The 26,010-nt window shown below is 45.3% G+C and carries 23 protein-coding genes; 6 read left to right on the forward strand and 17 right to left on the reverse strand.

The genetic code is table 11. The features are described 5' to 3' along the window. Positions 1–3: 3 nt before the first annotated feature. The 4 genes from A9237_RS22820 to betI are packed head-to-tail and all read right to left on the reverse strand — an operon-like array spanning position 4 to position 4,768. The gene (locus A9237_RS22820) at positions 4–942 is read right to left on the reverse strand and encodes a choline ABC transporter substrate-binding protein (protein WP_078609755.1); all 939 of its coding nucleotides are present in this window, start codon (positions 940–942) and stop codon (positions 4–6) included. Positions 943–971: 29 nt separating this feature from the next. Further along, a complete protein-coding gene (gene betA, locus A9237_RS22825) occupies positions 972–2,672 on the reverse strand; it encodes a choline dehydrogenase (RefSeq protein WP_078609756.1) in 1,701 nt (566 codons plus the stop codon). Between the two features lie 19 nt (positions 2,673–2,691). Beyond that, positions 2,692–4,152: a betaine-aldehyde dehydrogenase gene (betB, locus tag A9237_RS22830; RefSeq protein ID WP_078609757.1), complete on the reverse strand. Its 1,461-nt coding sequence runs from the start codon at positions 4,150–4,152 to the stop codon at positions 2,692–2,694. Between the two features lie 16 nt (positions 4,153–4,168). Next, complete coding sequence (gene betI, locus A9237_RS22835; protein ID WP_005530538.1) at positions 4,169–4,768, reverse strand: transcriptional regulator BetI; 600 nt, start codon at positions 4,766–4,768, stop codon at positions 4,169–4,171. A 546-nt stretch (positions 4,769–5,314) separates the two neighbouring features. Between betI and A9237_RS22845 the strand changes: the two genes are divergently transcribed. Then, positions 5,315–6,766, forward strand: coding sequence for a coniferyl aldehyde dehydrogenase (locus A9237_RS22845; RefSeq protein ID WP_078609759.1), 1,452 nt, complete (start codon positions 5,315–5,317; stop codon positions 6,764–6,766). Positions 6,767–6,813: 47 nt separating this feature from the next. Here the strand turns inward: A9237_RS22845 and A9237_RS22850 are convergent, their stop codons facing one another. Both A9237_RS22850 and A9237_RS22855 read right to left on the reverse strand, forming a co-directional pair. Then, positions 6,814–7,812, reverse strand: coding sequence for an AraC family transcriptional regulator (locus tag A9237_RS22850; protein ID WP_078609760.1), 999 nt, complete (start codon positions 7,810–7,812; stop codon positions 6,814–6,816). A 147-nt stretch (positions 7,813–7,959) separates the two neighbouring features. Further along, positions 7,960–9,048 carry a sensor domain-containing diguanylate cyclase gene (locus A9237_RS22855; protein WP_078609761.1) on the reverse strand — a complete coding sequence of 363 codons (1,089 nt, stop codon included), beginning with the start codon at positions 9,046–9,048 and terminating at the stop codon, positions 7,960–7,962. 206 nt (positions 9,049–9,254) lie between these two features. Between A9237_RS22855 and A9237_RS22860 the strand changes: the two genes are divergently transcribed. Both A9237_RS22860 and A9237_RS27425 read left to right on the forward strand, forming a co-directional pair. Then, positions 9,255–9,575 (forward strand): hypothetical protein, encoded by a 321-nt coding sequence (locus tag A9237_RS22860; protein WP_078609762.1) that lies wholly within the window; start codon positions 9,255–9,257, stop codon positions 9,573–9,575. Between the two features lie 237 nt (positions 9,576–9,812). Continuing rightward, positions 9,813–9,974, forward strand: coding sequence for a hypothetical protein (locus tag A9237_RS27425; RefSeq protein ID WP_009704081.1), 162 nt, complete (start codon positions 9,813–9,815; stop codon positions 9,972–9,974). A gap of 495 nt (positions 9,975–10,469) precedes the next feature. On the opposite strand, the gene A9237_RS22865 is transcribed toward A9237_RS27425, so the two are convergent. The 5 genes from A9237_RS22865 to A9237_RS22885 all read right to left on the reverse strand — a co-directional run bounded on the left by A9237_RS22865 (position 10,470) and on the right by A9237_RS22885 (position 15,617). Then, entirely contained in the window at positions 10,470–11,732 is a 1,263-nt protein-coding gene (locus tag A9237_RS22865) for a metal-dependent hydrolase family protein (RefSeq protein ID WP_078609763.1), read from the reverse strand. A 98-nt stretch (positions 11,733–11,830) separates the two neighbouring features. Next, positions 11,831–12,844: an XRE family transcriptional regulator gene (locus A9237_RS22870; RefSeq protein ID WP_237358439.1), complete on the reverse strand. Its 1,014-nt coding sequence runs from the start codon at positions 12,842–12,844 to the stop codon at positions 11,831–11,833. A 216-nt stretch (positions 12,845–13,060) separates the two neighbouring features. Then, positions 13,061–13,336, reverse strand: coding sequence for an ANR family transcriptional regulator (locus A9237_RS22875; protein WP_020195985.1), 276 nt, complete (start codon positions 13,334–13,336; stop codon positions 13,061–13,063). A 138-nt stretch (positions 13,337–13,474) separates the two neighbouring features. Continuing rightward, complete coding sequence (locus tag A9237_RS22880) at positions 13,475–14,110, reverse strand: trimeric intracellular cation channel family protein (protein ID WP_050554353.1); 636 nt, start codon at positions 14,108–14,110, stop codon at positions 13,475–13,477. Positions 14,111–14,180: 70 nt separating this feature from the next. Further along, the gene (locus tag A9237_RS22885; RefSeq protein ID WP_078609765.1) at positions 14,181–15,617 is read right to left on the reverse strand and encodes an amidohydrolase; all 1,437 of its coding nucleotides are present in this window, start codon (positions 15,615–15,617) and stop codon (positions 14,181–14,183) included. 245 nt (positions 15,618–15,862) lie between these two features. On the opposite strand from A9237_RS22885, the gene A9237_RS22890 reads away from it, so the two are divergent. After that, positions 15,863–16,780, forward strand: coding sequence for a LysR family transcriptional regulator (locus A9237_RS22890; protein ID WP_078609766.1), 918 nt, complete (start codon positions 15,863–15,865; stop codon positions 16,778–16,780). 71 nt (positions 16,781–16,851) lie between these two features. On the opposite strand, the gene A9237_RS22895 is transcribed toward A9237_RS22890, so the two are convergent. From A9237_RS22895 to A9237_RS22915, 5 genes are all read right to left on the reverse strand, one after another. Further along, a complete protein-coding gene (locus tag A9237_RS22895) occupies positions 16,852–17,895 on the reverse strand; it encodes a GMP reductase (RefSeq protein ID WP_078609767.1) in 1,044 nt (347 codons plus the stop codon). Between the two features lie 453 nt (positions 17,896–18,348). Further along, a complete protein-coding gene (locus A9237_RS22900; protein ID WP_078609768.1) occupies positions 18,349–19,884 on the reverse strand; it encodes an NAD(P)H-hydrate dehydratase in 1,536 nt (511 codons plus the stop codon). A 110-nt stretch (positions 19,885–19,994) separates the two neighbouring features. Then, positions 19,995–20,435: a PAS domain-containing protein gene (locus A9237_RS22905; protein ID WP_005425904.1), complete on the reverse strand. Its 441-nt coding sequence runs from the start codon at positions 20,433–20,435 to the stop codon at positions 19,995–19,997. Then, positions 20,435–21,439 (reverse strand): response regulator, encoded by a 1,005-nt coding sequence (locus A9237_RS22910; RefSeq protein WP_005425987.1) that lies wholly within the window; start codon positions 21,437–21,439, stop codon positions 20,435–20,437. Before A9237_RS22910 ends, A9237_RS22905 begins: the two co-directional genes overlap by 1 nt. A 309-nt stretch (positions 21,440–21,748) precedes the next feature. Beyond that, the gene (locus A9237_RS22915; protein ID WP_078609769.1) at positions 21,749–22,657 is read right to left on the reverse strand and encodes an aldo/keto reductase; all 909 of its coding nucleotides are present in this window, start codon (positions 22,655–22,657) and stop codon (positions 21,749–21,751) included. Between the two features lie 96 nt (positions 22,658–22,753). Here A9237_RS22915 and A9237_RS22920 point away from each other — a divergent pair, with 96 nt between their 5' ends. Continuing rightward, the gene (locus A9237_RS22920; protein ID WP_078609770.1) at positions 22,754–23,167 is read left to right on the forward strand and encodes a helix-turn-helix domain-containing protein; all 414 of its coding nucleotides are present in this window, start codon (positions 22,754–22,756) and stop codon (positions 23,165–23,167) included. Between the two features lie 42 nt (positions 23,168–23,209). On the opposite strand, the gene A9237_RS22925 is transcribed toward A9237_RS22920, so the two are convergent. Continuing rightward, entirely contained in the window at positions 23,210–23,770 is a 561-nt protein-coding gene (locus A9237_RS22925; protein WP_078609771.1) for a hypothetical protein, read from the reverse strand. A gap of 697 nt (positions 23,771–24,467) precedes the next feature. On the opposite strand from A9237_RS22925, the gene clcA reads away from it, so the two are divergent. Next, the gene (clcA, locus tag A9237_RS22930) at positions 24,468–25,874 is read left to right on the forward strand and encodes a H(+)/Cl(-) exchange transporter ClcA (RefSeq protein ID WP_005435622.1); all 1,407 of its coding nucleotides are present in this window, start codon (positions 24,468–24,470) and stop codon (positions 25,872–25,874) included. The last annotated feature ends 136 nt before the right edge of the window (positions 25,875–26,010 follow it).

Raw genomic sequence — 26,010 nt, forward strand, 5'->3', positions numbered from 1 at the left:
TGATTAAGCGTTTGTTTTTAGGTAAGAAGTAATCGCTTGTTTTGCATCTTTGCCGTCTAGCGTCTTCACGCCTTCTAGCCATGCTTCAAATTGTTGTGGGTTGGCATTCAACCATTCTTGTGCTGCTTTCGCTGGCTTCTGCTTTTGGTTTAGAATCGCTTCCATCAACTGGTTTTCCATCTCTAGGCTGAACTCTAGGTTCTTAAGCAGTTGACCCACGTTTTGACACGCAGATAGGTAGTCTTGGCGCACGTTGGTGTAAACATTGGCACCACCGTAGTTAGGACCAAAGAAGTCGTCACCGCCAGATAGGTACTCCATCTCAACATTGCTGTTCATTGGGTGTGGAGCCCAACCTAGGTAAACGATCCATTGGTTGCGACGCACTGCACGAGACACCTGAGACACCATGCCCGCTTCGCTTGATTCCACTAGGCTGAAGTCTTTCAAGCCGAATGCATCGCTGTCGATCATATCTTGGATAAGGCGGTTGCCATCGTTACCCGGCTCAATACCGTAGATGCGGTCTTTGAATTTGTCGGCATGTTTTGCCAAGTCAGCAAAGCTTTTCACACCCGCGTCGTACACGTACTTTGGCACGGCTAGGGTGTATTTTGCGCCCTCTAGGTTTGCGCGAACGGTTTCCACTGTGCCAGCTTCACGATATTTGGCGATATCGCCTTCCATGGTTGGCATCCAGTTACCTAGGAACACGTCAATGTCGCCGTTTGCCATTGAAGAGTACGTCACAGGAACAGACAGAAGATCGGTCTTGGTTTTGTAGCCCAAGCCTTTTAGCAGCTCAGAAGTAACAGCAGTAGTTGCAGTAATGTCCGTCCAGCCTACATCGGCAAATCGAACAGTTTCACATTGGTTAGCGTAAGCACCTGTCGCTGCTGCAGTCAGCGCGATAGATGAAAAGATTTTTGTCATCGTAGACATGTTTAAATTCCTTGTAATGATTACTGACTTTATGAGATTGAGCTTAAGTCTCTTTTCGGCGGACGCATTCTTTGCGTCTCTTGCCAGTTCGGAGCAATCCAAACTGGTGTGTTATTCGATTCTTCGAGTACGTTCCCCAAGATCATGTCCGCTGCACGCTCTGCGACCATGATGGTTGGTGCGTTTAAGTTGCCATTCGGAATCGTTGGGAAGATGGATGAATCCACAACGCGCAAGCCTTCAATACCACGCACTTGGCAGGCTTCATTCAGAACTGCCATTGGGTCATCGTCTGCGCCCATTTTGCAGCTACACGATGGGTGGTAAGCACTTTCTACATTTTGCTTCACCCATTCATCAATCGCTTCATCGCTGGTGATGTTCAGACCCGGTTGAATCTCTTCACCGCGGAACGCATCCATTGCAGGTTGATTGAGGATTTCACGCGTTAAACGAATACAGTCTCGCCAATCCTGCTTGTCTTGTTCCGTCGAGATGTAATTGAACTCGATCTTTGGCTTGTCATTTGGGTTGGCAGAAACCACTTCGACACTGCCGCGACTCTCTGGCTTGTTTGGACCAACATGCACTTGGAAGCCGTGACCATCAAATGCCGCGCGTCCGTCATAGCGCATTGCCGCTGGTAGAAAGTGATATTGAATGTTTGGCGATTTCAATCCTTCACGAGAACGGATGAACGCGCACGATTCAAAGTGGTTGGTTGCTCCCAGACCTTTGCGCGTCAGAATCCACTCCGTACCAATCAAACCTTTGCTGATCAAACCTAACTTGCTGTTAAGCGTGATCGGCTGTTTGCAGTGATACTGAAAGTAGACTTCAAGGTGGTCTTGTAAGTTCTTACCCACGCCTTCTAGTGCGTGTTTCACTTCGATGCCCGCTTTTTCAAGCACAGTCTTAGGACCAATACCCGAAAGTTGCAGCAGTTGTACCGAGCCGATAGAACCTGCGCTCGACATAACCTCTTTGTTGGCAAAGCACTGTTTGATTTTGCCAGATTGCTCGAACTCAATGCCGACTGCTTTCTTGCCTTCAAGCAAAATGCGATGAGCAGTTACGCCTTTCATCAAGGTGAAGTTGCTGCGCTTTTTTGCACGGCTTAAGTAAGCGTTAGAAGTAGAAGCGCGCACGCCTTTGTCTACCGTCATGTGCATCGGACCGAAGCCCTCTTGCTGGTAACCGTTGTAATCTTGCGTTTCTGGGTAACCTGCATCTTTACCCGCTTCGATAAATGCTTGGTAGAGTGGGTTCAACTTCATGTCGTTACCGTTGCACGTCCCTACTGGACCGCTGTCGCCACGGTATTCGTCTGCGCCGCCTGTCCACGTTTCCGCTTTTCGGAAGTACGGAAGACACGCTTGGTAGTTCCAGCCTTTTGCGCCTTCTGCTTCCCATTCGTCAAAGTCACAAGCATGACCACGAACATAAACCATGCCGTTAATCGAAGAGCTGCCGCCTAACACTTTGCCGCGTGGACAATGCAGTTGGCGTCCGTCTAACCCCTCTTCTGCAACAGTTTCGAACTGCCATGCGTACTTTTCGGTGTTCATTGGGTAAGACAGCGCCGTTGGCATTTGGATGAAGATGCTCTTGTCTGAGCCACCCGCTTCCAGCAGTAAGACTTGGTACTGACCGCTTTCACTCAGGCGATCCGCCAAGACACAGCCTGCCGATCCAGCACCGACGATGATGTAATCGTAGTGTTGTTGCATTACAAATCCTCCAGACTGATTACGCGTAAGGGCTGTCGAAATCACCCAAATGCACTAGCACGCTCTTGGTTTGGGTGTAATGCTTAAGGGTTTCAACGCCGTTCTCACGTCCAATACCAGACAGTTTGTAACCGCCAACGGGCATTTCAGCTGGAGAGTCACCCCAGGTGTTAATCCAACAGATTCCTGCTTGGATTTGATGAATGACGCGGTGTGCACGGGAGAGATTTTGCGTGAACACGCCCCCTGCAAGTCCGTAATCGGTGTTGTTAGCACGAGCAATCACTTCGTCTTCGTCACTGAACTTAAGCACTGACATTACGGGACCAAAGATCTCTTGCTGCACATGCGGCATGTCGTCTTCACAATCAGTGAAAACCGTTGGCACAACAAAATTGCCGCTCGCCAAACCGTTTTCTGTGACTTTGTAGCCGCCGGTTAGTAGCGTTGCTTTGCTTGCTTTCGCTTGTTCAATTGCGGAAAGGACTTTTGATTCGTGCTCTTTGGAAATTAGCGCGCCAATTTGGGTTTGCTCATCAAGCGGATCGCCAACCACCAGCAGTTCGGTACGTTTCTTAAGTTGAGCGACAAACTCATCATAGATACCTTCATGAACGAACACGCGAGTACCGTGTGTACAAACCTCACCTTGGGTATAGAAGTTCGCAACCATTGCAGCAGAAACCGCATCGTCTAGCTTGGCATCATCAAATATGATCATTGGAGACTTACCGCCAAGCTCCATTGTGACTTGCTTTAGCGTATTGGCACTGTCACCCATCACGACTTTGCCCGTACCCGATTCACCCGTGAAAGAGACTTTAGCGATATCTGGATGTGCGGTGAGCATTTGCCCTACTCGGTAATCACCTTGAATGACGTTGAACACACCATCTGGCAACCCCGCTTCGCTGTAGATTTCTGCCAGTTTGAGTGCGGTTAACGGAGTTTCTTCTGATGGCTTAAAGATCATCGCATTACCCGCAGCAAGTGCAGGGGCAGATTTCCACATCGCGATTTGAATTGGGTAGTTCCACGCCCCAATGCCCGCGCAAATACCCAGAGGCTCACGGCGAGTGTAGAAAAACTGTGATTCATTCAGTGGTTGCTGTTCACCATGCATGCTAGGCGCAAGACCTGCGTAGTACTCGATCACATCTGCGCCCGTTGCAATGTCTACGCAATTCGCTTCTTGGATTGGTTTGCCCGTATCCGCGACTTCTAGTGCTGCCAATTCGTCATTTCTTTCACGAAGTAGCGCCGCCGCTTTAAGCAAAATACGACTGCGTTCTGTCGCCGTCATGGCAGACCAAATCGCAAAGCCGCGCTTGGCAGATTCAATTGCCGCTTGCATGTCTTGCTGGTTAGCCTGCTTCACATTTGCAAGCGGTTCACCATTGGCTGGATTGTATGTGGTGAAGTGTTCTTCTGAGCATCCTAGGTGCATGGCACCATCGATGTAGTGTGCTTTCATATCCATTTGAAGGTTTGACTCTTTATTTTAGTTTTGAGTAGAACGTGAGCTGTTTATCGAGATAGTCGTTGATGATGACGCGTGCTTTCTCGGCATCGATGCCTTGCGGATTGAGCGTTCCGCGCAGCCAAATGCCATCAATCAGTGACGCAATACCATGCGCTACTAGCTCTGCTTGGTCATTATCCAGCAAAGCTTTTAATTCTTTTTTTAGGTGAGAAAGGAGACGTCGTTCATTCACTCGTTGCAGACGTTTGAGCTGGGCGTCATGCATGGAGTACGACCAGAATGCCAACCAAGTTTTTGCCACTTGGTTCTCGGCTTGGAAACCCACAAAGTTGCCGTCGATGATGGCATTAATACGTTGATGATGCGCATCAGCTGGTAGCTGGCTTAAGTTCTCTTTGATGGTGGCAGAAAGCTGGCGCAGGATCTCACGCATGGTCTCTTCTAACAGACCGTGCTTTCCACCGAAATAGTGATTAATGATCCCCGTTGATACCCCTGCTTCTTTGCTGATCAACGAGATACTCGCAGCGTGCAAACCTACTCTGTCGATGACCGACATCGTCGCTTTGACTAGCTGCGGTTTTCTGATTTCAGGCATCCCAACCTTGGGCATTTTGCATCCTTGTTATTTTTAATTGAACGGTTAGTTAAATATAAAATGCCTCAAATTTAGTTCGAACTCAAACTAATTATCTACAAAAAACAACAGAAACAGCCGAATCACTTCGACAACAATCATTATTAAAACTTGAGAAAAGAGAGAGTTTATGAAGATTTAACACGTAAAAACAGAAATACAAAAACCATTAAAATCAACAATTAGAGCATTTATGGCGCAAGTTATAGATGCAAAGACTCATGAAAACCCCGTGCTTATCAAAAGTACAAACAAAGACAAATGCAATGAACTCAAATATTTTCTACACATTTTATTTTTAAGTTTATTAATTGACCAAGGAATGGCATACCGCTTCATCACATCAAGTTCATTGCACCAGGATGTAAACACCTTGTGGCAGTCAAGATCGTTCAGTTTGATGACATTCTTTGTTTTTGTTGTCCGGTTTGGACAATAAAATGTCCGCTATCAACATGTGAAGTTCACTTTGCTAAAGACATACTGAATTCCATAAACGCAGATACTAATGAGGAGTCAGATATGTCAGCTCAACCACTTTACGACATTGACCAACCAGAAGCGGCGCTTCGTCCAACGTTAGAAACATTGAAAAGTGCTTTCTTAACCATTCCAAATCCAAGCGCTGGCATGCGTATTGAACGTCTTCAAAGGCTGCACACCGCTCTGCTTGCCTATCAAGACCGCCTCATAGACGCGGTAGATCAAGATTTCAACGGACGCTCAAACGCTGAAACCTTGATGATTGAGCTTCTGCCTATTCTTGAAGGGATTCATTACAACAAGAAAAACCTGCGTAAGTGGATGAAACCATCTCGTCGCAAAACGCCTCTAATGTTGTTCGGAGCGAAAACCAAAGTGCATTACCAACCACTCGGTGTCGTCGGCATTGTTGTGCCTTGGAACTTCCCTATTTTCTTAGGTTTGTCACCTTTGGCTGGTGCGCTGGCGGCGGGTAATTTGGCCATGATCAAAACTTCTGAATTTGCCCCAAAGACGGGGGAAGTGATGAAGCAAATGATCTCAGAATATTTCACATCTGACGAGGTTGTCGTGGTCAATGGTGGTGTTGAAGTCGCGACCGAATTCACCAAATTGCCGTTTGACCATATTGTTTTCACTGGCTCAACTCAGGTGGGTAGCATTGTAATGCAGGCGGCAGCACAGAACCTGACTCCTGTGACTCTCGAATTGGGCGGCAAATCTCCTGCCATCATCCACGAAGACTTCCCTATCGAAGAAGCAGCTAAACGCATCGCTTTTGGTAAAGGTCTCAACGCTGGGCAAGTTTGCGTTTCACCCGACTACATTTTAGTGCCAAATGGAAAGGTGGATGAGTTTGCAGAAGCATTCAAAAACGCCATCTCCAAGCATTATCCAACCATGCGTGACAACCCAGATTACACCTCCATCATTACAGAGAGGCAGCGCGATAGATTGGCTGATAACATTGCTGACGCGAAACAAAAAGGCGCAGAAGTGATGGTGATAAACCCAGCAAACGAAGACTTCTCTGGGACTCGAAAACTGCCTATGCATGTGGTTAAGAATGTCACTCACGACATGCGAGTGATGCGTGAAGAGATCTTTGGCCCAATTCTGCCGCTAGTACCTTACGAAACGCTTGATGACGCCATTCAATACGTCCAAAGCAAGGACAGACCGCTTGCCTTGTACTACTTCGACTGGGATCAGAGCCGCATTGAGAAAGTGGTAGAAAACACACATTCAGGCGGCGTGTGTATCAATGAAGTGATGACCCATACCATGGTCGATGATATGCCATTTGGTGGTGTAGGACCTTCGGGCATGGGGCACTACCACGGCAAAGAAGGCTTCTTGAACTTCTCGAAAGCAAAATCGATTGTGATCAAAGGCCGCTTAGATGCGAGCCAGTACATCTCCGCACCTTGGGGAAATAAGATGTTCAACTTCTTCACTAACTTCCAGTTGAATCGTTTGAAGAAATTCTAAAACCAAATAGCCCTAATGACGCTAAGAGTCATTAGGGCTATTTGTTATCAACACGTTTTCTTGATGCTACCAGGCGAGAAGCCGAACTGCTTTACAAAGGCTCGAATAAAACTGGCTGGCTCGGCATACCCCACTCGCCATGCGACGGTTTCTACGTTCAAACAAGAAGCTTCAAGTAACTGTCGAGCAATGGTCAAACGCGTGTTGGCATACAGTTCTCGATAAGTTGTCCCTTCATCACTCAAACGCCTTCTTAAGGTTCGCTCTGTCATTGAGAGCTTGTCCGCGACCGCACTGAGCGTCTTCTCTTCTGCGATATCTTCGAGAACCACTTCTTTCACGCGCTCGGTCCACTGTTTCTCTTCGTCTTCTCCCTGAGCCACAATGGCATCACACTGTTCCAAACAGAACTTCAAGGTAACCGGATCGCTTTTTGGTAGCGGCTGATTGAGCATAGAATGGGGAATCACCAACGCATGGTGTGATTGCCCGCCTTTAACATGAATACCAAGAACCTGACTAAGTTTGTCGATGTGGCCCGGGTTATCTAGCGTGGTTTTCAGATAAAGGTCTTCCAGTGCGGGCAAAGGTAATGCTTCACGCATAAAGTTGAGTGTAACGGCGGTATGCCTCTCTAAGATGAAAGGCGTTACTCGCTCAGACAAACCAGACATGCCAAAGCTCAGCTCACCACCTTCTTGCGTCTCTTTGAAAGTCAGTTTGGCTATCACCAAAGAGAGCGCGACATAGTCGATTGCTGTGTTGAACGCCGCACGCATCGTCGGACTGGTTAATATCGCAAATCCCCAAATGCCGAACACATTCACATGCATTTGCTGACCGATTTCAGCACCGAGTCCGACTTCACTTGGCGCCTGTTTGACGTAGTTTTCTATCACCGCGACTTCTTGCGGCATGGTGAGTTTAAGATCGTCTTTGACAAGGTCTTGCCCTGTCAGCCCTGTGCCCGCTAAGCATTCCTCTAAAGGAATACCTCGCTTCTGTGCGGCATCACAAATCAATCGTACGCTGGTTATCGATCTCATAAGCGTCTCTGTAGGTGAACAAGGCTTACGAGTTTGAATTTTAATGCAATCATGCACTTATGCATAAACCATAACTTCCTGATTCAGGTGTTTCCTTTTAAGCGAGAGTACTGATAGAAGTATAGAGCGTCAATGCTGAGAAGATAGTCAAAGCACATTGCATTGATGTGAGCTATGTTTCTCGCTCAACTCAGCCTTGGCACTTACCTGTTGTATCGATTCATCTTCAGAGCTACACACTCGGTTTCGACCCAATGTCTTAGCACGATACAGCGCTTTGTCTGCTCGGCGATAGCTTCGCTCTACAGAACGGTTGATCGTCGTAATACCGCCACTGATCGTAATACCCAATACACTTTTCGATTGAATAATTTCTTTAAGACGATAAATCGCTTCAAAGGCATTGCGAGTATTAGTCTCCGGCATGATGATGGCAAACTCCTCACCGCCAACACGTGCAACAATGTCTGTCTCTCGACACTGTGCTTTCATCAAGTTCCCGAGGTCTTTGATCACCTCATCCCCCACATCATGACCGTGTTTATCATTAATCTGCTTGAAGTGGTCTATATCGATAATGGCCAATGCGGTATTAGACACCGCGTAACGATCAGCAATACTCGCATGACGCGCCAGCTCCTTGTCGAAACGACGGCGATTCCAACAACCCGTTAGTGGATCTTTTTCGGCAAGGTTCTTCAGTTTATTCTCCAACCGCACTCGATGGCTGATGTCTCGGAAACTAAGCACATAACGGTCGCTCATTCCCATCCCCATTTTATAATGAGTAATGTGCGTATCTAGCGTTAGATGGTCACCAAAACGGTTGGTCACTTTGATTTCACCTTTCCAGTTGGCTTTCGCGCCTAACTTGGTCATCGCTTTGTTTAAACAATTGAAGCCATACTGTTGCAGGTTTTCACCATTCAGTTGTTCGCGTGTATAACCTGTCAGCTTAGAAAAGCTTTTGTTCGCAAAATCGACTCGTAAATCTTTATCGAGAATAACGACACCAATCACCGAGTGAGCGGCAATACTCGCGATCTTTTCGTCGATGCGTTCACTTTCTAACTGGTAGTTACGCAATACCATCAATAAACCGATAACGAACAGCAACAATGCCTGCCAACTGTAGTCATGTGTGAGTGTGTAAATCCCCCAGCCAGTCAGCGTCAATAGATAAACAAACGGAAGTAACTTGCGCTTGGTATCGTTAGTAAATTTTCTCGCATTCATAATGCGTGCTCCGAATAATTCGATGAGCAAAGGTTATTGAATTCAGGTTGTTAAGATTTACCACTTTGCGCCACACCTTAATCACTGACATGCCGCTGACAAACCATCATCGCTATTCGTTTCTTCGTAAATGTCGCTTAATGGCAATTTTTAGACGTCGTTGCCCTTTATCTTATTCATCAACTTGATTGAATTAGGAAAGAGAAATGAAAGCACGTAATGCCCTTTTGATTTTACTGACAAGCACTATTGGTTTTAACGCTTATGCGATTACCGACGCCAGCAAGATTGGCGCAAATGCAGGCGCGATGAGTTACTGCTACGATCGCGTCGCCTCTGGCAAAGACAAATCGAAATACCGTTTATTGAAGCTGAAAACACTGGAAGAGTATCGAGACCTAGAGAGCGGTGACCGAGCAAGAGCCTTAGTAATGAAGAAAGCCGCTGAAGATGGAGAATATCTTGGCGACCCACTGGATAAATCACGATGCAATAGCTTAAGAAAGATGTTGTTTGTAAAATACTAATCGAACCAGACTCCTTAAAAGCCATCACTTTCTAGTGGTGGCTTTTTTGTATCTTTAATCCACTCATTACAAATTCACCTCAGCTATTTATAGCCATTCCAATTGATATTACTTTTTTATCTTTACGTGCAAAGTGGCGCCAAATGGTAAGTCCCCATTCACGCTTATTTCTACTATACCGCTACAGGGTATGCATTGAGCGACAGGAGTCCCCCACTTAAAAAATGAGAGACCAACATGACTTACGCAGAGTTCAAACAAACTGATCTACACACTTGTCTAACCGTTGCTGGTGAGCTGATGCTGACCATTGGTAAAGTTGCCTTCAAGACCATAAAAATTTTATTCAAAGCCTTTGCTTGGTTGGCAATCAAAACTTACCGCTATGTGATGAAGTAAGCTGATTCGTACTCACTCTGTCACATTACTTTTAACAAGAACCGCGCCTTTCAAGGTGCGGTTTTTTGTATGTCCTATCCCCAAGTTCAATTCCCTATCGCGCTCTTCTTTCCCCTCGCTCCTTCTTTACATTGGGCGCTCAGAACAAAGCAAAGCAATGCTGGTTATGAACCAATTAAGAAGATAAAAGGCACCTCTTATTTGCTCCTATGCTGAACAATTTGAAGCGCTTTCCTTCTCTTTATAGGGAGCTAGGTCAACGAAAAACTCAATGCTAGAAGCATGCTGAGGCACTCTGGATAGCAATCTAAAAAGACTAACAAGGGGCTTTAGAGCTCAACATGAGATGATCTTGTGTCGATATTGGCAGGAAGGTTTATCGGCTTTGAGCTAGTTTAAGGTTGAATCTAAAAACCGTTTACAAGTTGAGCTTCACTTTTCTTAACACGCAAAAAAGGCGCTCAGTGAGCGCCTTTGCCTAGGAGGTTTTAATATTTATAGCGTGTTCTTGTACACGATACCGTCTTTCATGATCAACTTCTGTGTGTCTGTGTTTGCCACACATTTCACACCTTCTAGAGGGTTGCCATCGACGATCAACAAGTCTGCGTAAGCACCTTCCACAATTTGACCTAACTTACCTTCTTGGTATGGGTGTTGGTAAGTCGACATCTCGAACAAACGACCACAGTTTGACGTTGCCATACGAAGTGCAGTGATGGTATCGAACGTTTTCTCAATCGCTCCCAATTCATTTAGCTGTGTTACGTGAACATTTGTCTCGCCAACGCAGTCTGTACCAAACGCGAGGTTTTGAATATCGTACTTCTTGATTAGCTCAGCAGACTTAAACATCGCTTTACCAACACGTTCGGTTTTGCGGTAAGTCTCCTCATTCGGTAGAGGGATTTTACGCTCAGCGATCAAAGAGGATGTAAAGTATGAAGGGATTACCCAAATACCTTTTTCTTTAATCGTCTGAGCGATGTCGTCATCCATAATCGTTGCGTGTTCGAACGACATCACGCCTGCCTCAGCAGCTCTGCGCATCGCATCTGGCGTATGAATGTGCGCCGCGACATAAGTACCGTAGTCGCTCGCTGCTTCTACCGCAGCTTTCATCTCATCAAGCGTGTATTGCAGCGTATCAAGTGGGTCAAAGGTAGAAGACGCACCGCCACCAGCCATGATTTTGATTTGTGACGCGCCCTTAAATAACTGTTCACGTACGGCTCTTAATACTTCTGCACGACCATCTGCTACTTTCATCGCGCCTAGCTTCATCATTGGCGAATCTTCGTGGCCATTCGCTAAACGCTCTTGAGCTTGGTTTTGGCGATAGTCTGCATGACCACTCGTTTGCGAGATGGCTGCCATTGAAGGCAAAATTCGCGGACCTTTTGCGTAACCGTTATCGATGCTGTTTTTCAAACCTAATGTGTTACCTGCCACATCACGAATGGTCGTGAAACCGCGCATCAACATCTCTTCTGAGATTTTCGCTGATCGAATCGCGACTTCTTCACGTGTCATAGTATCAATCACATTAAATGGTGCTGACAGCGTGATGTGTACGTGCGCATCAATCAGGCCAGGCATCACCGTTTTGCCTTCTGCATCGATGATTTGCTCAGCATTCGAGTCATCCACTTTCCCGATTTGTGTGATTAAGTTGTTTTCAATCAGAAGGTCCACATTCTTCAGAAGTTGCTCATCCACACCGTTAAACACGTTTGCATTTTTAATTACGATACTCATGGTTTCTATCTCCGAGTCAGTTGTCTCAATACAGGTGCATCATATCGAGTGACTCGGAAATAGAATTGCCATTTCGCGACAGTGAGGAAATGAAGATATTAACTTGCTAGCACCTCTATCGGTGCCGCCATAGGCTTAAAATCCCGCAGATTACACAAATTACATTCAGGATCACAATTCGCTAAGCACTCTAGTTTGTCTTTCACCTTCTTTAATAAGACAGGATTGGATATAGACTTAATAATATTGTGTTTAAACAGATATACGCCCATGCTGCCTTTCTCTTTCGGTGGGTAGTACTTTACTTCTTCCGCATTAAACACCAATTTGCTAAAGGCAATTAAGGGTTGAAAATCGACAATAAAGAAATACGCATAATCTTTCTTACTTGAATAACGAATTAAGTAATAACAAAGAGCCTGTACAATCAACTCAAAATAGTGGGCTGAACTTGTAAAGTACCCCACACCAATCAGACAGCTTTTTTCCGCTTCTTCCTGAGACATATTAATAAAGGAAGGTAGGCCATTAATGCTATCGATATTCACGAGGCCGTACCAATGACCAACGATGGCCTCTTGCTCATTTTTAATCAAAACACACTGATATTTAACATCATTACCTTTGTCTTGCAGATCCTGATAAAAACGCGCCAAAGGAGAGATATTGTGATTAAACTCTTTAAATATATCCGCGTATTCATTCAAAGACAGCGATTTAATTTCGCTCTTTGGCGGCCCAGATACTTTACGGTATGAGAGGTTAGATATTGAAAAATCGAGCGCTTTTACGAGTGTGCTGATCACCACATCATGTTTGTTCGAGTAACGAGCTTTAGAAAGATCCATTCTTAATAGAACTTCCACCAAATCCATTTCCAAACACTTAGCGATATAGAACTGTTTGTAGATTGGTGGGACGCTTTTTCCAGTAAACCACCTACTCAAGGTAATAGAGTCTAGTCCTTTGAACTCTTCGTAATAGTTGTTTTGCAGCAACGCAATAACATCTTTTCGAGAAATGCCTCTCGTTTCAACCCAACGACTTAACTCGTCTTTAAAGCAATACGCCATATGACTCCCCCTTTCAATCAAAATATCCATTGCTGACATGAGTATTTAGAACAGATATCACATTATTCCTGCAGAGCATTTCTATTGATGCTCTTTATTAAATAATGCAGCTAACTATTAAAGGAGGTTATTTAATTTTATCTTTTTTAGATATATGTGCGCACCACTCTCAGAATTTTCTGACAGAATATAAAGAACCACAGAAAACATGAGAGACTCGTTCCGTGTCATTTTTTGATTATTTCTAAAGGGTGTTTAACTAAACACCGTTCCTCTGAAAGAGGAGAGACTACTCATTGCAATTTTACTCTCCCTGATTTGAGTAGAAGGTTCCGATGGAAAGTAAAAGCCATTTTCTCGAGTACGCCCTCGGCAGAAGTCCGACCGCAACAATGCCCAATGCTTATTGCTACTATTTTCTGGTGCTTTGGTTGCAGCTGCGAGCCAAAACTCACACGCTAATCCCCACTCATATTCCCTTTCATTTGCAGCAGCTTGTTTCGCCAACTCAAGATAATCTTTATTAGGCACATTTTCCTCCGTGAGCCAGTAACAAAAAGTCATCTTAAGGAATGGATAAAGACCATAAATAGCATTCGAGAACGATTTAGTTTTAATAATGCAACTTTTGCGTTTTTTGATCGAATGGCAAGCTCAATTCGAACGTGGTTATCTCATGATCGCCCAACTTGGAACCTGAACATGTTTATTGATAGTAAGGTGACGCATGTATATCACCAAGACGATTGCTCCCACCGCACTGAAGTCAGCAAGTTGGGGCGCGAAAGACAAGACAACCGCATGCAGTGTACAACCTATCGCCACAGGAATAGCGTAAAGCTCTTTAGATAAAAACAAGGTTGGACGCTGAATCAAAACGTCTCTGACTATCCCACCACCTACCGCAGTAATTACTCCCAAGAGAATAGGAGCAACGGGTAGACCAAAACCTAAGCTCCACGCTTTTTCTGTTCCTTGAATTGAGAACATTGCTAGCGCTACAGAATCGACATACAGATTGACTTTATTCATCCAATTTTTCTTTATGAGAGAAAAGCAAATAAATCCAATCAAACCACTCGCTATGGCAATCCAGACGAGATAAATATCTTGAGACCAAAATACTGGAACATCTAGCATACAGTCTCGTATGGTGCCGCCTCCAACAGCGGTGGTGACGGCTAAAACCAGCACGGTAAAAACATCGGTTTTCTTTTCACTTGCAGCAAAAACTGCTGACAAAGCAAAAGCAGCCGTACCGAGAACCGTAATGGTCTCAATCAAAAAAACTGTCGTAATAAACATGTCCACACTCTCTCGCCAGCAAAACATAGGAAGGATTCCGGGTGAAGATTGACCTCACCCGCCATTGTCATTAGTGGTGACACACGCCTAAATGTTCTAGCGCAGTGTGTAGGCAACACTCATAGTGATGAACTTGCTCATCATTAAGTATGCCGCGTGGGTTCGTCACAGTGTCGTTCAATGAAACATACTCACGACCCGCTTTTTTGTTCTCAAATTCTGCTTTAACTTGTTTTAATAAATCAGTATTTGTCATCAACTCTAACCCTTGTGCTGCAAGGACGTGTGCCGCATTCAGCCCTGCTTTCTGACCAATACTCATACCGTTACAAGCCGTACAACCCCATTGATGTGGTGGAATATGCAAAGGCCAAGCCGCGTAAACAATTCCCATTGTTGGAACATTCCAGCTAATATCCCCAACGTCCGTTGAGCCACCGACTTCAATACCTTGTGGTACATCCATCACATCGGTCGCTAAACCGTCTTCAGGCTTACCCATTTCTCGTTGAATGCTCTTAGCGAATTCTTGCTCCTCTTGCGTCCAACTCAATGGAAAATAACGATTCAGATGCTCGGTGATAGAGCTTGCTAATACATCATTTGGCAAACAGTCGTAGATACCGCCTAGGTTTGTCACCTCCGTTGTGGTTTGAGTCGCCAATGCCGCACCTTTTGCAATGTCCTCTAACCACGCTTTGTGTTGACGAACATTCTCCGCGCTTTTTCCTCGGTAACGCACTAACACTTTTGCATAGTCAGGCACCACGTTCACAGCCGAACCGCCATTAAGGATCTGATAATGGAGACGGCCTGTTGGCTCCAATTGCTCTCGCATCATGTTGGCCGCAACAATAAATACTTCAGCAGCATGAAGCGCGCTTCGGCCGTCCCAAGGAGCAGCACCAGCATGCGCCGTGACACCGTGCCACTCGACAATAAGATCGATAGAAGCGGTAGAATGGAAGTTTACTGCCGCGTTAACCATAGCTGGGTGGTTATGCAGACATACGTCAAGCTCATCAAACACACCGGTCGCTGCCATGTAGTTCTTACCATTAAGTGACTCTTCCGCAGGACAGCCGTAAACCTTGATTGTGCCTTGAATGCCCTCTTTACTCATATGTTGCTTGAGTGCAATTGCAGCGCCAATTGAAGAAGAACCAATTAGGTTATGACCGCAACCATGCCCATTTGTGTTGCCGCTTTTAGCCGGTGTTTTGTGAGGAACCGTGTCATTGCCCAAATCTGGCAAAGCGTCAAATTCGACAAGGTAGCCAACCACAGGCTTGCCCTGCCCCCACGTCGCCACCCAAGATGTTGCTAGGTCAGCAATATTGCGCTGTTCAATAGTGAAACCATGCGCTTCAAGAACAGAGCTTTCTAACGCCGAACTTTCAAACTCTTCGTAGCTGAGCTCTGCATAATCCCAGACCTGAGATGCCATTCCCCAAATAACCTCTGATAGTAGCTCTACTTCGCGGTCAATATTGGTGTAATCAGTCATTGTGTTTACCTTATTGGTGATTTGATATGGAAATAATTCGCAGCACCATTGGTTCATCGCCATGTCCTGCGTGTTGATGCAGTTCATATTAGCGATGAATTTAAAACGCAATAAATGCGTTATGACGGATGCTATCCGTCCAAACTAACTCGACTACGTCACAGCAATAAGCTTCATGAATGGCAGTTTATAAGCGTAGTGGTAAGTTTTAGATAGACGACATCGAGGAAAAGGAAGTATCCGATATGAGCACCAGCATTGAACAATTACTGGCATTTGTAACGGTGTATGAAGAGCGCTCCTTTAGCAGAGCAGCAGCCAAACTTGGTAAACATCGCACGACAACAGGCCAAGTTATCGCCAACATGGAAGATATTCTCGCGGTAGAACTGTTTGAGAGAATTGGTCGTAATGTCGAACCAACCGAAGAAGGGCACTTGCTCTACCATTACGCCAAAGCAACGATTGCGCAATCTGAAACCTTCGACAAAATCGCCCTTAGCTTGGCCTATGGAGGACTGGAGGGAATCACCTTTGCCCACTCAAGCGTTGTGCCTCACGGGATGCTCGCGACCATTCGAATGCAGCTTGCTAACGACTTCCCGAATATGAAGGTGAATTTTCTAGTAAAAACAAAAGCGGAAGTTGAAGAGGGTATTAATAATGGCGATATTCATTTTGGTTTAGTGCACATTGATCAAGGCAAAGGAATGTATGGTAAAGACGCTACCTTTATCGGTCATATGGAATTTTTGCCGTTCGTTAAAAAAGGCAGTCCCCTCTCCCAATTGCCAGATGATGAAGTATTAAATGCGCTCAGAACCACCAGACAATTTGTTCTTAGAGCATTTGTGCATGAAGGGTTAAAAGAAAAGCTCATTGTATCGGCAGACAACGAAGAAGTTGATCAACTCGCACTCACGATCAAACTCATTCAATGTGGCTTAGGCTGGGCATGGTTACCAAAGGTGCTTTCAGAGTCTCAATACGTCACAGAAAACTTGCAGCCACTTAAACCTCGAGAACTCAAGCACGGACTAAAGTTCTCTTTTGCTTTGTGGAATCCGCACTCTAAGCAAATCCTTGAAATCAAAAAGTCGGTACTTAAAGCAGTAGATGATTACATCGACCATTTTAAAGCAGTGCAAGTAAATGATGTATAACAGAAAACATAGATACAAAAAGAGCCGCAAACTGCGGCTCTTAATCTATCTATTTCTATTTAAGCAAAAACTTATTCTTTACCGAATACGTTGTTTTCTTGCTCTTGTACGCGGATGAACGTAGTACGTTTGGTTAGCTCTTTAAGCTTAGCTGCACCTACGTAAGTACATGTTGAGCGAACACCGCCAAGGATGTCTTGGATAGTACCGTGAACGCTGCCACGGAATGGTAGAAGTACAGTTTTACCTTCAGCTGCTCGGTAGCCTGCAACACCACCAGAGTGTTTGTCCATCGCGCTCTTCGACGACATTCCGTAGAATTTCATCAACTTCTTGCCGTCTTGTTCGATCACTTCACCGCCTGACTCTTCGTGGCCAGCAAGCATACCGCCTAGCATTACGAAGTCAGCGCCGCCGCCGAATGCTTTTGCAACGTCACCCGCACATGAACAGCCACCGTCACCGATGATCATGCCGCCAAGGCCGTGTGCTGCATCACCACACTCGATGATTGCAGAAAGTTGAGGGTAACCAACACCAGTTTTAACACGTGTAGTACATACAGAACCAGGGCCGATACCCACTTTAACGATGTCTGCGCCCGCTAGGATTAACTCTTCACACATGTCGCCAGTCACTACGTTACCCGCAGAGATAACTTTGTCTGGGAATGCTGCACGTACACGTTGTACGTACTCGACTAGGTGCTCTGAGTAACCGTTCGCGATATCAATACAGATGAAGATAAACTCATCAGAGATCGCCATGATGTCTTTGGTTTTTTGGAAGTCTGCATCAGACGTACCAGTAGACACCATTACGTTGTTTAGCGTTGTTTTGTCAGCTGTTTTCGCAAACTCTGCCCAGTCTTCTACTGTGTAGTGTTTGTGAACAGCGGTCATTACACCATGCTCTGCTAGTGCCTTCGCCATTGCGAAGCTACCAACCGAATCCATGTTCGCCGCAATTACAGGTACACCAGACCATTGACGGCCACTGTGCTTGAATGTAAAATCGCGGGTTAAATTTACTTGAGAACGGCTCTTAAGGGTTGAACGTTTCGGGCGAAACAGTACATCTTTGAAACCTAACTTAAGTTCTTGTTCGATACGCATTGTGTAATTCCTTGATTCATAAGTATATGTGTCATCTCAGAGTGCGTAGTGAAGTCGTTGGCAGACGAGTTCACTGTTCTTCGGACACAAAAAAACCGGAGCGTTGGCAGACGCTCCGGTTTTCAGCATTATAGGTCGTGATTTATTTCCTACAAGTCTGATATTTGAATTTTTTTTGTGATACCATCTTGGAAATCGCATATCAAAAACACCTCACCGCGCTCCAAAATCATAACTTTATTAACAATATCAAACAGTTAAATCCACCTTCTATTTAATCCTTTGCGCAAACCTTTGCGTTAAACAACGGGATTTTTACCGTTCAACCTCTCATAAACGGCCAAAATCACACCAAACGATACTTATTAGTCGGTTTGTACAAGAATAATTTTCTAATTTTTTTCACGTTTCAAATCACTTTTCTTCCACTTTTTTGAGTGTATCAAGCACGAACTAGCTCTCTGTGACGTTTATAGCGCATCGAAGTGATTCAATAACATCACTTGCTAATAAGCCAATTTCGCCTTTTTGTTGTACATTAATGTCCGCAGCGTGACTATGGAGCATCACTCCCAAACGTGCAGCAACAGCAATAGGTAAGCCTTTGGCAAGCAGTGCGGCAATGACACCGGATAAAACATCTCCCATACCACCACTGGCCATTCCCGGATTTCCGGCAAGACAAATGTACATTCTCACACCATCATAGATAAGCGTGCCCGCCCCTTTAAGAACAACGACACCTCCATAACGTTCATGAAGTTGTCTTGCTGCGGCAAAGCGATCTTGCTCTATGTCCTTTATAGAGACATTAAGTAAACGTGCTGCCTCTCCTGGATGTGGCGTCATAACGCGTTGCTCATCTCGTAAAACTACGACGTCATTACGCTGATTCAACATCGCGAGAATATTGAGTCCGTCTGCATCAACGACTTTCAGTTTGTGCTGCTGAGATAAGTATTGATAGGCTTGGTGTGCCCATTCATCCTCTCCGAAACCAGGACCGAAAGCCAAGACATTCGCCCAACGTGTCCGTTTAATCAGTTCGTTATCTGCCTCTTTTAACTCATCAAACGTAATAGCCTGACTCATGACTTCTGGAGAGCCGACTTGCAATGGCAACAATGAGCTTGGGTGAGTGAGAGCAGCGGTCAACCCTGCCCCTGTTCTTACTGCGGCTGAAGCGCACAAACGAATGGCGCCAGACATGCCTTGATTACCGCCTATACATAAGAGCTTGCCATTATTCCCTTTGTGGGCTGTGGCTTTTCTTTTTGGTAGTAACCTTTTGATGATTTGATGATCGACGCCCAAGGCACTTTCTTCTTCAATCGACTCGAACTCAACGTTTACACCTAAACCAGAAAAATGCAGCTCACCAACGTAGTCTCTCGCCTGCCCTGTGCATAAGCCTTGCTTCACACCAATAAAGGTCACCGTATGATCCGCTTGTATGGCATCTCCGAGCACGGAACCGGTGTCTGCACTTAACCCCGAAGGAATATCGATTGAGATGACCGGACAATGAATTTGATTAACTTGATCAATGTAGCGACGATACTCATGTCTTACTTCACCAGAAAGCCCTGTACCAAGCATGGCATCGATGATCACATCCGCCTCTAAAAGTGCAGTGTGCCAATAATCCCAAAAGCTATTCTCGCCATCCACAGATTGCCAATCTTCATACGCTCGCAGCGCATCCCCTTTCAATGATGTGATGTCGCCTAGCTGGAAGACACGAACATTTAACTGTGCCTGTTTGGCAAGTGTGGCAAACACGTATCCGTCGCCACCATTATTGCCTTTGCCGCAGACCACCAGCACGGTTCGCGCCCTTGGGTAAAGATGAAGAAATCGTTCGTATACCGCCATTCCCGCACGCTGCATTAGGCTGTACATTGAGACACCGGCCATTTGAGCGGCAAGCATTTCTCCGTTTCTGACTTGCTCTGCGGTGTAGAGCTTGAGAGCGAGATTAAAGTCCATGTTGATATTCTGCGTTTTAGAAGACACGATTTAAGTATACGAAAAAGCCGAGGCGAACCTCGGCTTTTGCTGTGTTTATTTTCTCAAGCTTTATTTTTGCTGTTGCGACGTCAAGTTTGCTGCTGCGACATCAAGGCTTCGGCAGTTGCATCTTGAATCGATAAGAACAACGAGTTGATTTTCCCTGTTGGGGTTCGCATTGGGTTTAGCGTCACGTTTTGGTACATGAACTCTGCTTGTTGCGTCACTGGTCGAACATTTCGGCAACGGAACAGATATGGACGCTGACGCCACGTGATGAAGCTTCGACACCCCAAATCGTAAACAGGCTTAGTTTTCAGTTTGAACCACTCTTGCGGGATCTCAGGGAAGATATCAAAGATCGAACGACCAATTGCCTCGTGAGATTGCAAACCGCTGTGGTGAGTCATAAAGCCATTCCACACTTGAACGTTGTAATCTTTATCGATAACAACTAAGCCCATGTCGACATTTTGAACCATGTCGACCATCCAATGGAATTGTTCAAATTCTGCAGGTAAGTTCAGCATTAGAAATCCTCCATTAGGTACGACAGTTTGTTATCCAGCAACGGCAGTGACTCATCAACAAACATGAACAGTAGATCACAACGGATAGAGGTGCCTTCAATGTTGTAGCTGACTTCGAATGTCATAGTTCGGCTAAATGCACCTGTTGTCGACTCGATAATAGAATCGATGGAAATGTGCTGACCAAGCAGCACTGGTGAACTCTGGAAAAAGCGGACTTCAGACTGCTCGCCCAAACCATTCAAGAATGACCCAACCAAGATATTGGAGATATCCATCAACAGTTCTAGTTCTTCCAACTCTTCACTGTCTGCTGGCACCTTCATCAGTTTCTTAAGATCAGAAACACTGGAGTCGCTCAAGATCACTAACGCTTCGCCAGCGATACCCTCACCACAAAAGCCTTGGCAAACACCAGACACATTGTCGTGAGAGGCGAGATCACGCAAAGCCATGTGTAGTTCACTGACTTCAAAGATATTTACGTTTGGCAATGGAAGCTGAACAAATACGTCAAAGTGTCGAGCGAGCGCATCCGCTGCGCGACCAATAGAAACGTTCGCCACTTCCATATAGATGTCGCGACGACGGAGAATAGGCAACTCTATGGTCGTCGGTGTGATGACTTGTGGTCGATCATTTGGCTCGATCAACTCTTTTAACGTCGCTTTAAGCTCATCTTTACCAATCGGCTTTTGAATAAACGCTTTCGCACCGAGAGCAAACACACGCTCTTTTGCTTTTGGCTGAATATCACCAGACACAACAACGACAGGCGTTTGAATGCCCAAGCGTTTCATGTTTTCTAATGTTTCAAAACCGTCCATCTCTGGCATGGTGAGGTCGAGAAACATCAGTTTAAATTCTTTTTGCGCTAACTCTTCAAGCGCATTTTTACCATGGATGGCAAATGTCACGTCTGCATTCAATGTTGCTGGCAGTGATCTTGCCATCTGTTTGCGTGCTAACGCAGAATCATCACAGATGAGTACAGGAAAAGACATGCTACCACCTTTAAATATTCAACAATCTGCGCGGGATTCTACCAGATTGTTACTGCTACACAGACTAAGAGTCTTCGTTTTTTGTTTACTGGGTAAGCATACGCAATATGAATAGTTGAGTGAACCAATGAACTAAGAAAAAGTTCGATTCCCTATACATTTAGTGACATCAGTCAGGAATGATTAAAAGTTCTACAAGGCTTGATACGCAAGGGGTTGCGTTTATAAAGTTGCTGCCATTTAAGATAAGCAGAAATAAAAAAGGCACCCTCTTTGGAGTGCCTCAGTCTTTTGTTCACTGGCCGCTTTCTATGGCACACCGTGACCTTTTGATGCAACCCAAACTCGGTACCATTGCTCACGAGTTAGCTCAATGCTTAGCGCGTTAACTGCACTATGAACACGCTCGATTTTACCAGAACCAATAATTGGCATCGGCTTAGAAGGCAAGCGACGTACCCAAGCGTAAATCACTTCGTCGATGCTGTTTGCACCCACTTCTTCTCGGATAGCTTCTAGCTCGTTACGAACACGAATCGCTTGCTCAGTGTCACCAGTAAAGATTGAACCACCACCTAAACATGACCATGCCATTGGACGAATACGATGCGTTTGAAGTAGGTCTAGCGTACCATCGTGTGCCACTTCAAAGTTCAGTGGGTTGATTTCCACTTGGTTAGTCACAAGAGGTTTGCTTAAACGAGATTGAAGAAGCTCGAATTGACGAGGCGTGAAGTTAGAAACACCAAAATGTTTAACTTTACCCACTTTATGTAGCTCAGAGAACGCTTCTGCTACCTCGTCTGCATCCATCAACACGTCTGGGCGGTGGATAAGAAGTACATCAATCTCGTCGACTTTTAGTCGCTCAAGCGAGTTGTTCACGGATTGATAGATGTGTGCAGCGCTAGTGTCGTAGTGGTTGATCTTACGCTCTGGCGTTTTATCACCACACAAGTTGATGTCGCACTTCGTCACGATCTGAATTTGCTCACGAACGCTTTTGTCCAGTGCGAGTGCTTCACCAAACAGCGCTTCACATTCGTAGTTACCGTAGATGTCAGCGTGATCGACGGTAGTAATACCTAACTCAATGTGTTGCTTTAGGAACGACAAACGCTCTTGCGCCGTCATGCCCCAATCTACTGCACGCCAATAACCTTGTACCAGTTCAGAAAACTCTGGACCGTTTGGTGCAGTCACTACTTTTGCAACCATGGGTTTATCTCCTTTTCTTAATCTGCTTTCATCCTAGTCTTGTTTTACCGCTCGCTCAACGGGTAAACTTTCGCAATTCGAACTGGAGTACGAAATATGTCTTTTGCCCAACGACTCGCGACATTAATTGGCGAAGAAAGCATCAGTGGATTTGCGCGACGCGTGGACGTCTCTGAAGCTTTGATTCGCAAATACCTCAAAGGCAGCGAACCGAGCTTAGCCAAAGCGAATCAAATCGCCATGCGAGCCAACTGCTCATTGGAATGGTTAGCCACTGGTTGCGGCTATTTATACCGTCAAGCGGAAGTCGTGGACATGGAGGCCTATAAACTGGCCTTCCAACACGTGATGAATGGAACGATATCAGAAGAGGAAGAAGCCAAACACCGCAAGTTGGTCGCGGGTTATCAGTACCTACGCGCACACAAAAAGTCAGATGGTTTTTTGGATGAATCCGCGATGGCGACATTTCTTTCGTTGCATGATGAAAACAAGACCACGCAAAATTAAACCTCTAAACGATGTTTGTATCGCGATGCTTTAACTTCCGCTTTAAAAGCGCTCAACCTTAAGCTCAATCATTTCGCCATCACTGTTTAACGTGACATGCACTCTCGGTGTTGGCGATTCAAATTCTTCAGCTAACACCCAATCAATACTTCGCGGCGCTTGCTGAGGGTGGCGGTTGATAAACAGAATCAGAGCTTTGTCGACAGCTTCTGGTGAGTTTTGTTTTAAAGCCGCAGCTATATCGTACTGCTCGCCCTGTATGTTAATTCGCTTCATCACCAACCCATCTTTTCTCAGATTCAGTATCACATCACTCAAGTTTTGAGGTTGATAGTCCGTGAGAAAGTTTAGACGAATCACTTTTGCTTCTATCGTTGCTTCTCCGTAAAGGTGCTGGTGGTAATAATGAAAATCATCCAAGCAGAATGTACCTTCGCTTTCCTGCGTCTCACATCCGTACCAGTCACCACCCTCTTGCAAGGTTTGTTGAACCTCAACAAAAGGCGCTTCAGATAACATGATTTGCCACCATGCATCTCGTGCATTTGCGGTTTGAGAAAACAAACTTGAAGAAAGAAACAGGAAGAATGAGAAACGCAACATAGGGGTACTATCGATTTGACTCGAGAAGATGAATGAAAGAGTTTTATCTTTGCTGTAAGTAGCGCGAGAAGCAAGTGACTATGTCAGATTTCGGGCACAAAAAAAGCGGACCTTCTAGCCCGCATCAATCTTTGTATAAAGCATAAACCGCGTAGTCCATCACGCTGAGAACCATTACGAGACAGCAGAATAGCATACCATTTATATTTATCAATACTTCATACGGTTATTATTAGACAACTGTGCAGACACCTTTGTAGGGAAAGTAGTGAATAGGCTTGCGGTTTAGACAGGCATTAAAAAGGCGCACTCTTGCGTGCGCCTCTGCCTCGTGACTCAATCGTGAGTATGCGAATCGGGAAGTCTATTGATGCATCCCGAACAAATAACGAGGAATTTCTGTAGGGTTTGAATCCATCCAAATTGTGTGTAAAACCTCACATCCCTCCTTCTGAAGCAGTCATGTTGCTTTACACTTAAAGCATGGTTCATTTTGCTCAGAAAACAAGGTTACTCGATAAAAAAATAGCGTGAGATATGGGATCAATAGCACAATATTTATCAATATTTGCACAATAGACGCTTGAACTGCTCAATAGTGGAAAGCTAAATTGCATCTTTATTGATTAGGTCTAGACTCTCGTGAGCGTATAATTTCTTTCGTCCCTTCCAATTAGTAGTCTAGGAGAATCTGTTAATGACCAAACGCGAGAGAATTGTGAAATCTGTGTTAGCGCACGTACCTAAAGATGCGATTAACCAGTTTGTCTCTCGAGGGTCAACGCCAACATCATTTTCCGTCCTCTTTATGGCCGCGATCGTTGGTACATTAGCAGGCCTTGTCGGCACCTATTTTGAAATAGCCGTTCACTTTGTTTCAGAAACTCGTACCGAGTGGCTAAAAAGCGAAATCGGTAGCGTTCTGCCTTTGTGGCTTGCTGCGATTCTAATCAGTGCAACCTTGGCATTTATCGGTTATTACCTTGTTCACCGTTTTGCTCCTGAAGCATCTGGCTCAGGTATCCCTGAGATCGAAGGGGCAATGGATAACATCCGCCCTGTACGTTGGTGGCGTGTTATTCCAGTGAAGTTCTTTGGCGGTATGGGCGCACTTGGTTCAGGTATGGTTTTAGGTCGCGAAGGTCCTACCGTACAAATGGGTGGTGCCGTTGGTCGCATGGTCACTGACATCTTCCGTATTAAAGACGATGATACACGCCACTCATTATTAGCCTCTGGTGCTGCCGGTGGTTTGGCCGCTGCCTTTAACGCGCCATTAGCTGGCATTATGTTTGTGGTTGAGGAAATGCGCCCTCAATTTCGCTACTCGTTGATTTCTATCCGAGCGGTGATCATTTCAGCGATCATGGCAAACATTGTATTTCGCGCAATCAATGGTCAAGCCGCCGTTATCACCATGCCGCAATATCAATCGCCAGAGTTACAATCACTATGGCTATTCCTACTGCTTGGTTCTCTGTTCGGTGTATTTGGTGTCATCTTCAACAAACTGGTGACTATCGCACAAGACAGTTTTGTTGCTCTGCATAAAAACGACCGTAAACGCTACCTAATCACAGGCACTGTATTGGGTGGTGTGTTTGGCCTACTACTGCTTTATGTTCCTCAACTTACTGGTGGTGGTATTGGTTTGATTCCGGACATTACCAACGGTAACTACTCAATCTCGATCTTAGTTATGCTGTTTGTTGGTCGTGTTATCACAACCTTACTCTGTTTTGGTTCAGGTGCTCCGGGCGGTATCTTCGCACCAATGTTGGCGCTGGGTACGCTATTTGGCTACGCGTTTGGCGCAAGTGCAGACATGTTATTACCTTCTCTGACGATTGAACCTGGCGTGTTTGCCATTGCTGGTATGGGTGCGTTATTCGCAGCGACAGTGCGTGCTCCAATCACTGGCATCTTGCTGGTTATCGAGATGACAAATAACTACTACTTAATTCTGCCTCTCATCATTACTAGCTTAGGTGCAGTAATCGTAGCGCAGTTACTTGGCGGGCAACCGATTTACAGCCAGTTGCTACATCGTACGCTTAAAAATGACAAGCTACGTCAGCAAGACCTACCGGAAAACCAAGCCTAACTTAATGTCGGCTCCAAATTATCTTCCTCATAAGATGTTAGTTTGGAGCCAGTAATTCTGCGTTTTTGCATCTCTCTACAAAATTTCCCTACCAAACTCACAAAATTCCCATTCTCTGATATTTACTTATAATATT

The sequence above is a fragment of the Vibrio owensii genome, from assembly GCF_002021755.1.
GTDB classification, from domain to species: domain Bacteria; phylum Pseudomonadota; class Gammaproteobacteria; order Enterobacterales; family Vibrionaceae; genus Vibrio; species Vibrio owensii.

Coding starts and splice junctions, on each gene's coding strand:
- A9237_RS22890 (WP_078609766.1), top strand. CDS start 15,863: ATGAGCACCAGCATTGAACAATTACTGGCATTTGTAACGGTGTATGAA.
- A9237_RS22880 (WP_050554353.1), bottom strand. CDS start 14,110: ATGTTTATTACGACAGTTTTTTTGATTGAGACCATTACGGTTCTCGGT.
- A9237_RS22850 (WP_078609760.1), bottom strand. CDS start 7,812: ATGAGATCGATAACCAGCGTACGATTGATTTGTGATGCCGCACAGAAG.
- A9237_RS27425 (WP_009704081.1), top strand. CDS start 9,813: ATGACTTACGCAGAGTTCAAACAAACTGATCTACACACTTGTCTAACC.
- A9237_RS22885 (WP_078609765.1), bottom strand. CDS start 15,617: ATGACTGATTACACCAATATTGACCGCGAAGTAGAGCTACTATCAGAG.
- A9237_RS22845 (WP_078609759.1), top strand. CDS start 5,315: ATGTCAGCTCAACCACTTTACGACATTGACCAACCAGAAGCGGCGCTT.
- A9237_RS22900 (WP_078609768.1), bottom strand. CDS start 19,884: ATGGACTTTAATCTCGCTCTCAAGCTCTACACCGCAGAGCAAGTCAGA.
- A9237_RS22895 (WP_078609767.1), bottom strand. CDS start 17,895: ATGCGTATCGAACAAGAACTTAAGTTAGGTTTCAAAGATGTACTGTTT.
- A9237_RS22865 (WP_078609763.1), bottom strand. CDS start 11,732: ATGAGTATCGTAATTAAAAATGCAAACGTGTTTAACGGTGTGGATGAG.
- clcA (WP_005435622.1), top strand. CDS start 24,468: ATGACCAAACGCGAGAGAATTGTGAAATCTGTGTTAGCGCACGTACCT.
- A9237_RS22820 (WP_078609755.1), bottom strand. CDS start 942: ATGTCTACGATGACAAAAATCTTTTCATCTATCGCGCTGACTGCAGCA.
- betB (WP_078609757.1), bottom strand. CDS start 4,152: ATGGATATGAAAGCACACTACATCGATGGTGCCATGCACCTAGGATGC.
- A9237_RS22915 (WP_078609769.1), bottom strand. CDS start 22,657: ATGGTTGCAAAAGTAGTGACTGCACCAAACGGTCCAGAGTTTTCTGAA.
- betA (WP_078609756.1), bottom strand. CDS start 2,672: ATGCAACAACACTACGATTACATCATCGTCGGTGCTGGATCGGCAGGC.
- A9237_RS22905 (WP_005425904.1), bottom strand. CDS start 20,435: ATGCTGAACTTACCTGCAGAATTTGAACAATTCCATTGGATGGTCGAC.
- A9237_RS22920 (WP_078609770.1), top strand. CDS start 22,754: ATGTCTTTTGCCCAACGACTCGCGACATTAATTGGCGAAGAAAGCATC.
- A9237_RS22925 (WP_078609771.1), bottom strand. CDS start 23,770: ATGTTGCGTTTCTCATTCTTCCTGTTTCTTTCTTCAAGTTTGTTTTCT.
- A9237_RS22910 (WP_005425987.1), bottom strand. CDS start 21,439: ATGTCTTTTCCTGTACTCATCTGTGATGATTCTGCGTTAGCACGCAAA.
- A9237_RS22860 (WP_078609762.1), top strand. CDS start 9,255: ATGAAAGCACGTAATGCCCTTTTGATTTTACTGACAAGCACTATTGGT.
- A9237_RS22855 (WP_078609761.1), bottom strand. CDS start 9,048: ATGAATGCGAGAAAATTTACTAACGATACCAAGCGCAAGTTACTTCCG.
- betI (WP_005530538.1), bottom strand. CDS start 4,768: ATGCCCAAGGTTGGGATGCCTGAAATCAGAAAACCGCAGCTAGTCAAA.
- A9237_RS22870 (WP_237358439.1), bottom strand. CDS start 12,844: ATGTCAGCAATGGATATTTTGATTGAAAGGGGGAGTCATATGGCGTAT.